The organism is Mesorhizobium sp. M7A.F.Ca.US.005.03.2.1, assembly GCF_003997795.1.
Classification (GTDB): domain Bacteria; phylum Pseudomonadota; class Alphaproteobacteria; order Rhizobiales; family Rhizobiaceae; genus Mesorhizobium; species Mesorhizobium ciceri.
This window is the reverse complement of record NZ_RZRP01000365.1, coordinates 1-6,085: the sequence shown is the minus strand read 5'-3', so window position 1 is coordinate 6,085 and position 6,085 is coordinate 1. Positions and strand designations below refer to the sequence as shown.

At 63.2% G+C, this 6,085-nt stretch carries 7 protein-coding genes; 5 read left to right on the top strand and 2 right to left on the bottom strand.

Annotated features, from left to right (window positions below):
• Both EN991_RS20045 and uraH read right to left on the bottom strand, forming a co-directional pair.
• Positions 1–210, bottom strand: a 210-nt coding sequence (locus EN991_RS20045; RefSeq protein WP_127369375.1) for a 2Fe-2S iron-sulfur cluster-binding protein, incomplete at its 3' end; no start/stop codon positions are given.
• Between the two features lie 3 nt (positions 211–213).
• A complete protein-coding gene (uraH, locus tag EN991_RS20040; RefSeq protein WP_013528242.1) occupies positions 214–588 on the bottom strand; it encodes a hydroxyisourate hydrolase in 375 nt (124 codons plus the stop codon).
• Between the two features lie 203 nt (positions 589–791).
• Between uraH and puuE the strand changes: the two genes are divergently transcribed.
• The 5 genes from puuE to EN991_RS20015 all read left to right on the top strand — a co-directional run.
• Positions 792–2,210, top strand: coding sequence for an allantoinase PuuE (gene puuE, locus EN991_RS20035; protein ID WP_127369374.1), 1,419 nt, complete (start codon positions 792–794; stop codon positions 2,208–2,210).
• A gap of 10 nt (positions 2,211–2,220) precedes the next feature.
• A complete protein-coding gene (locus tag EN991_RS20030; protein WP_024501939.1) occupies positions 2,221–3,084 on the top strand; it encodes a bifunctional allantoicase/(S)-ureidoglycine aminohydrolase in 864 nt (287 codons plus the stop codon).
• Positions 3,081–3,587: an ureidoglycolate lyase gene (locus EN991_RS20025; RefSeq protein WP_013528245.1), complete on the top strand. Its 507-nt coding sequence runs from the start codon at positions 3,081–3,083 to the stop codon at positions 3,585–3,587. The genes EN991_RS20030 and EN991_RS20025 overlap by 4 nt, the downstream gene beginning before the upstream one ends.
• A complete protein-coding gene (locus EN991_RS20020; protein ID WP_024501941.1) occupies positions 3,584–4,177 on the top strand; it encodes a nucleoside deaminase in 594 nt (197 codons plus the stop codon). Before EN991_RS20025 ends, EN991_RS20020 begins: the two co-directional genes overlap by 4 nt.
• Positions 4,178–4,259: 82 nt before the next feature.
• On the top strand, positions 4,260–6,085 hold a 1,826-nt coding region (locus EN991_RS20015), incomplete at its 3' end, for a CocE/NonD family hydrolase (RefSeq protein ID WP_127369373.1).

Here is a 6,085-nt window from a genome sequence, read left to right as displayed (position 1 = left end):
TTCATAGACCAAGCCGCCCTCCGACAGCTTGCCGACCAGCACGGTGCAGGCACCGCAGTCTCCCTCGGCACACCCTTCCTTGGTGCCGCGCAGCGAACGGTCGAGCCGCAGCCAGTCGAGCAAGGTCGCGTCGGGTGCCACCGACGAAAGCGCCACATCCCTGCCATTGAGAATGAAGCGGATTTCGTTGCGGATGCTAATTTTCGTCATGCCTCAGCTCCCCCTGTAGGTCGAGTAACCGTAGGGCGAGACCAGCAGTGGCACATGATAATGCACAGGCTCGGCCATGCCGAAGCGGATCGGTATCACATCGAGAAAGGCCGGTTTCGGCAGGCTCAACCCCTGCTGGCGCAAATAGTCGCCGGCGGCGAAGACCAGTTCGTATTCGCCGGTGCGGAATTCCGCGCCGGCGAGCAGCGGCTTGTCGCAACGGCCGTCGGCATTGGTGAGAACGGTCTTCAGATGTGTCCGCGCCTTGCCCTCGAGGTGATAGAGCGCGATCGACAGTCCCGCCGCCGGCTTGCCGGTCGCCGTGTCGAGAACATGGGTCGTCAGACGCCCGCCGTCGGCTTTCGACGTTTCTGCCATTGGCCGCCTCCCATTTCCGGTACGAGCGAATTGGCCCGGTACGGTCAAGTATCAACAGTGAATTGTGCGCCAATTAAAGGCGATGCATAAGTCCCGGTCGAGCGGAGTGCGACAAAAACACTTTCAAAAATTTTCGGGGGAATGCGAGAAGCACCCTTTCGATATTCTGATCATACTTCGGGCCGTGCCCGGCGGGAGGGACGATGCGTTACAGCAGAGACATGCGTGGCTACGGAGCCAATCCGCCGGACCCGAAATGGCCTGGCGGTGCACATGTCGCCGTGCAGTTCGTCGTCAATTACGAGGAAGGTGGCGAAAACTGCGTGTTGCATGGCGACAAGGCGTCCGAAGCCTTCCTGTCGGAAATCGTCGGCGCGGCACCCTGGGTGGGTCAACGCCACTGGAACATGGAATCCATCTACGAATACGGCGCCCGCGCCGGCTTCTGGCGGCTGCTCCGGCTGTTCACCGAGTCGCAAGTGCCGATCACCTGCTACGGCGTCGCCACAGCGCTCGCCCGTTCGCCGGATCAGGTAGCGGCCATGCATGACGCCGGCTGGGAGATCGCTTCGCACGGCTTAAGATGGATCGACTACCGCGACCACAGCGCCGAGGATGAGCGCCGCGACCTCGAGGCGGCGATCAAGCTGCACTACGAAGTGACCGGCGCGCGCCCGACCGGCTGGTATACGGGTCGCACATCGATCAACACGGTGCGGATTGTGGCGGAAGAAGGCGGCTTCGACTATGTGTCGGACACCTATGACGACGAGCTGCCGTACTGGTTCGAGCATGAGGGCGGCGCGCAACTCATCATCCCCTATACGCTCGACGCCAACGACATGCGGTTCGCCACGCCGCAAGGTTTCAACTCGGGCGACCAGTTCTTTGCCTATTTGAAGGACAGCTTCGATACGCTCTATGCCGAGGGCAAGGCCGGCCGGCCACGCATGATGAACATCGGCCTGCACTGCCGCCTCGTCGGGCGGCCGGGCCGGGTGGCGGCGCTGAAGCGCTTCGTCGACTATGTGAAGTCGCACGACAAGGTCTGGCTGGCGAGGCGCATCGACATCGCCAAGCACTGGCAAGAGGTCAATCCTTATCAACCGGCGGCACTCCGTCCATCGAAGATGGAATTCGAGACCTTCGTCCACACTTTCGGCGGCGTGTTCGAGCATTCGCCCTGGATCGCCGAACGCGCCTACGAACTGGAACTAGGCCCGGCGCATGACACTTCGGGCGGCCTGCACAATGCGCTTTGCCGTATCTTCCGCTCCGCCAGCGAAACCGAACGGCTTTCGGTGCTCAACGCCCATCCCGACCTTGCCGGCAAGCTGGCCAAGGCCAAACGGCTGACGGCGGAATCGACCAGGGAACAGGCCTCGGCCGGCCTCGACGCGCTGACCGACAAGGAGCGCGAACTGTTTTCCAAGCTCAACGCCGCCTACGTCACCACCTTCGGCTTCCCTTTCATCATCGCGGTGAAGGGCAAGACGAAGGAGGAAATCCTGGCGGAGTTCGAGGCGCGCATCGGCAACAGCCGCGGCGTCGAATTCGAGACCGCCTGCAAACAGGTCGAGCGCATCGCGCTGCTCCGCCTCAAGGACATGCTTCCGCAATAGGTTTGAAACCATGGATACGATCAGGATGCCCGAGCGAACCTATTACGCGCCACATGGCGGCCATTCCGGCCAGAACGAGCTTCTGACCGGCCGCGCCGTCTTCACCGAGGCCTATGCCGTCATTCCCCGGGGTGTGATGCAGGACATCGTGACCAGTGCGTTGCCGTTCTGGGACGAAACCCGCGTCTGGATCTTGTCGCGACCGCTATCGGGTTTTGCCGAGACGTTCTCGCAATACATTGTCGAGGTCGCGCCCGGCGGCGGCAGCGATCGGCCGGAACCCGATGCCGGCGCCGAAGGCGCTCTGTTCGTGGTCGAAGGCGAACTGACGGTTCTGCTTGCCGGCAAGACGCATGTGTTGCGGCCCGGCGGCTTTGCCTTCCTGCCGCCGGCCAGCGGCTGGACGGTTCGCAACGAAAGCAGGGCCGCCGTGCGCTTCCACTGGATTCGCAAGGCTTACGAGGTGGTCGACGGTCTCGATGTGCCGGAAGCCTTCTTCACCAATGAGCAGGAGATCGCGCCAACGCCGATGCCCGGCACCGAAGGCCGCTGGGCGACGACGCGGTTCGTCGATCCGGCAGATTTGCGCCACGACATGCACATGACCATTGTCACGCTGGAACCCGGCGCGGTCATTCCCTTCGCCGAGACCCATGTCATGGAGCACGGTCTCTATGTGCTGGAGGGTAAGGCCGTCTACCGCCTCAACCAGGACTGGGTCGAGGTCGAGGCCGGCGACTATATGTGGCTGCGCGCCTTCTGCCCGCAGGCCTGCTATGCCGGTGGCCCGGGTAAATTCCGCTATCTGCTCTACAAGGACGTCAACCGGCACGCCAAGCTCGGCGGCGCCGGCATCGCAAGGCGCGCGCTGTGACCCGTATCGTCGCGCGGCCGCTGACCCGCGAGGGCTTTGCCCCCTTCGGCGATGTCATCGACATGGGCGGCGACAACCACTACCCGATCAATGGCGGCAGGGCCGAGCGCTATCATGATCTGGCTACCGCCGAAGCAACCGGTCCGAACGCCCGCGTGCTGATCTCGATGGTGCGCGGCACGCCCTACGAATTGCCCCTGAAATTGAGCATGGTCGAGCGCCATCCCTTCGGCAGCCAGGCCTTCATCCCGCTCTCGCCGCGCCCCTTCCTGGTCGTCGTCTGCCATGACGGGGAGCAGGGGCCGGGCGAGCCGCATGCCTTCATCACCGCACCCGGACAAGGTATCAATTACCGGCGCAATCTCTGGCATGGCGTGCTGACGCCGCTCGGCGAGGCTCAGGACTTCCTGATCGTCGACCGTGGCGGCGATGGCTCCAATCTCGAAGAGTTCCATTTCTCGCACGCCTACGAGATCCACTTGCCCAACGAGAGCCTCCTGTGACCGATATTTCACTGATCGACCGCCTGCTCGATGTGATCGAGCACGACATCGTGCCGAAGACGGCCGAGGGCGTTACCTATGGCAACAAGCTGTTCGGCGCGGCGATCCTGCGCAAGGACGACCGTTCGCTGGTGCTGGCTGAAACCAACAACGAGATGGAAAACCCGCTCTGGCATGGCGAGGTACACTGCCTGAAGCGTTTCTACGAAATGCCCAGGGCTGAGCGCGTCGATACGAAAGACGCCATCTTCATCGCCACGCACGAACCCTGCTCGCTGTGCCTGTCGGCGATCACCTGGACCGGCTTCGATAATTTCTACTATCTGTTCAGCCACGAGGATTCGCGCGACAGCTTCGCCATCCCGCACGACCTGAAGATCCTGAAAGAGGTCTTCACCCTCGATCCCGGCGGCTACAATGCCGAGAATGCCTACTGGAAGAGCTTTTCTATCCGCAGGCTGGTGCGAGCGTTGCCCGAGGCAGAGCGGCGACGGCTGGAGACCCGTATCGGCGCGATTTCGGCGCGCTACGATGAATTGTCCAACATCTATCAGGCGAACAAGGACGATAACGATATCCCGCTGAACTGACGCGGATTGACCAGCCGAATTCGTTGGCTGGCCCACGACGCGGCACGGCAGGTTCCATCATCTGGCGATCCTGGAGCATGCCATGAAAACCGTCACCGAATTTGCCCGCAAAATCGTCGAATTCCCGGATATGGGCATCGTCATGCCGGATGGCTGCCGCCTGTCGGCGCGGGTGTGGATGCCGGAGGATGCGGGCGACGATCCGGTGCCTGTCATCCTAGAGCATCTGCCCTACCGCAAGCGCGACGGCACCATCTTTCGCGATCAGCTGACGCATCCTTATTTCGCCGGCCACGGCTATGCTTCGATCCGCGTCGACATGCGCGGCAATGGCGATTCCGAAGGGCTGATGGACGACGAATATTCCGAGCAGGAATTGCAGGACGCCTGCGACGTCATCGCCTGGGCGGCAAGCCAGCCCTGGTGCAACGGCAATGTCGGCATGATGGGCATTTCCTGGGGCGGCTTCAACTGCCTGCAGGTGGCGGCCAAGCGGCCGCCGGCGCTGAAAGCGGTGATCAGCCTGTGCTCGACCGTCGACCGCTATGCCGACGACATCCACTACAAGGGCGGCTGCCTGCTGATCGAGAATTTCGGCTGGGCCTCGACCATGCTGTCCTACTCGTCGCGGCCGCCGGATCCGCTTTTGGCCGGCGACAACCGGTGGCGCGATCTGTGGCTGACCCGGCTGGAGAACCAATCCTTCCTGGCGCCGCTGTGGCTGAAACACCAGCACCGTGATGCCTACTGGAAGCGCGGCTCGATCTGCGAGGATTTTTCCGCCGTCAAAGCCGCCGTGCTGTCGATCGGCGGCTGGCATGACGGCTACCGCAACACCGTCTCGCATCTGGCGACCAACATCCAAGCCCCGGTCAAGGGCATCGTCGGGCCATGGATCCACAAATACCCGCACTACGCCGGGCCCAAGCCTGCCATCGGCTTCCTGCAGGAGGCCTTGCGCTGGTGGGACCGCTGGCTGAAGGGTGTCGACACCGGCGTCGAGGCCGACCCGGCCTACCGCGCCTATGTCATGGACAGCGTGCGTCCGGCGCGCTGGCACCCCGAGCGTCCCGGCCGTTGGGTGGCGGAGCAGGAATGGCCCTCGCCAACCATCAAGATGCAAACAGTCGATCTGATCCCCTCAACGGAAAAACCCGCCATCATCGCCTCTCCGCAAAGCTGCGGCCTGGCCGGCGGCGAGTATTTTCCCTTCACCTTCGGCCCCGAACTGCCCGGCGACCAGCGCCCCGACGATGCGCTGTCGGTGTGTTTCGACCAGCCGGAACTCAGCGAGCCGATCGACATCGTCGGAGCGCCGGAGGTCGAGCTGCGGCTATCCTCTGATCGTCCGCAGGCCAACATCGCGGTCCGGCTTTGCGATGTGCATCCCGACGGCGCCTCGGAGTTGATCTCCTATGGCGTGCTCAATCTGACGCACCGCAATTCGCACGAATTCCCCGAGGCGCTGGTGCCGGGCGAAACCGTCTCGGTGCGCGTCGTGCTCGATCAATGCGCCTATCGCGTGCCGGCCGGCCACCGGCTGCGTGTTGCCGTTTCGAACGCCTATTGGCCTGCCATCTGGCCGTCGCCGGAGCCGGTCCAGCTCACCTTGTCGACGGCGACGCTCAATTTGCCGCTGCGGCCGCTGGCGACAGGCGACGAAGTGACGTTCGCCGAGCCGGAAGGTGCCACCCCCTGGGCAACAGAGACGATCCGCGCCGCCAATTCAGAGCGCCATGTCGATCGTGATGAGAAGACCGGAATGGTGACGCTTTCCATTGTTGACGATTTCGGCGAGGTGCGTGATCTCGCCCATCGCCTCGCCAATGGCAGCATCGCCCGCGAGACCTGGACGATCCATCCCGACGATCCGCTGTCGGCCTCGGGGAAGACGCACTGGACGCAGAC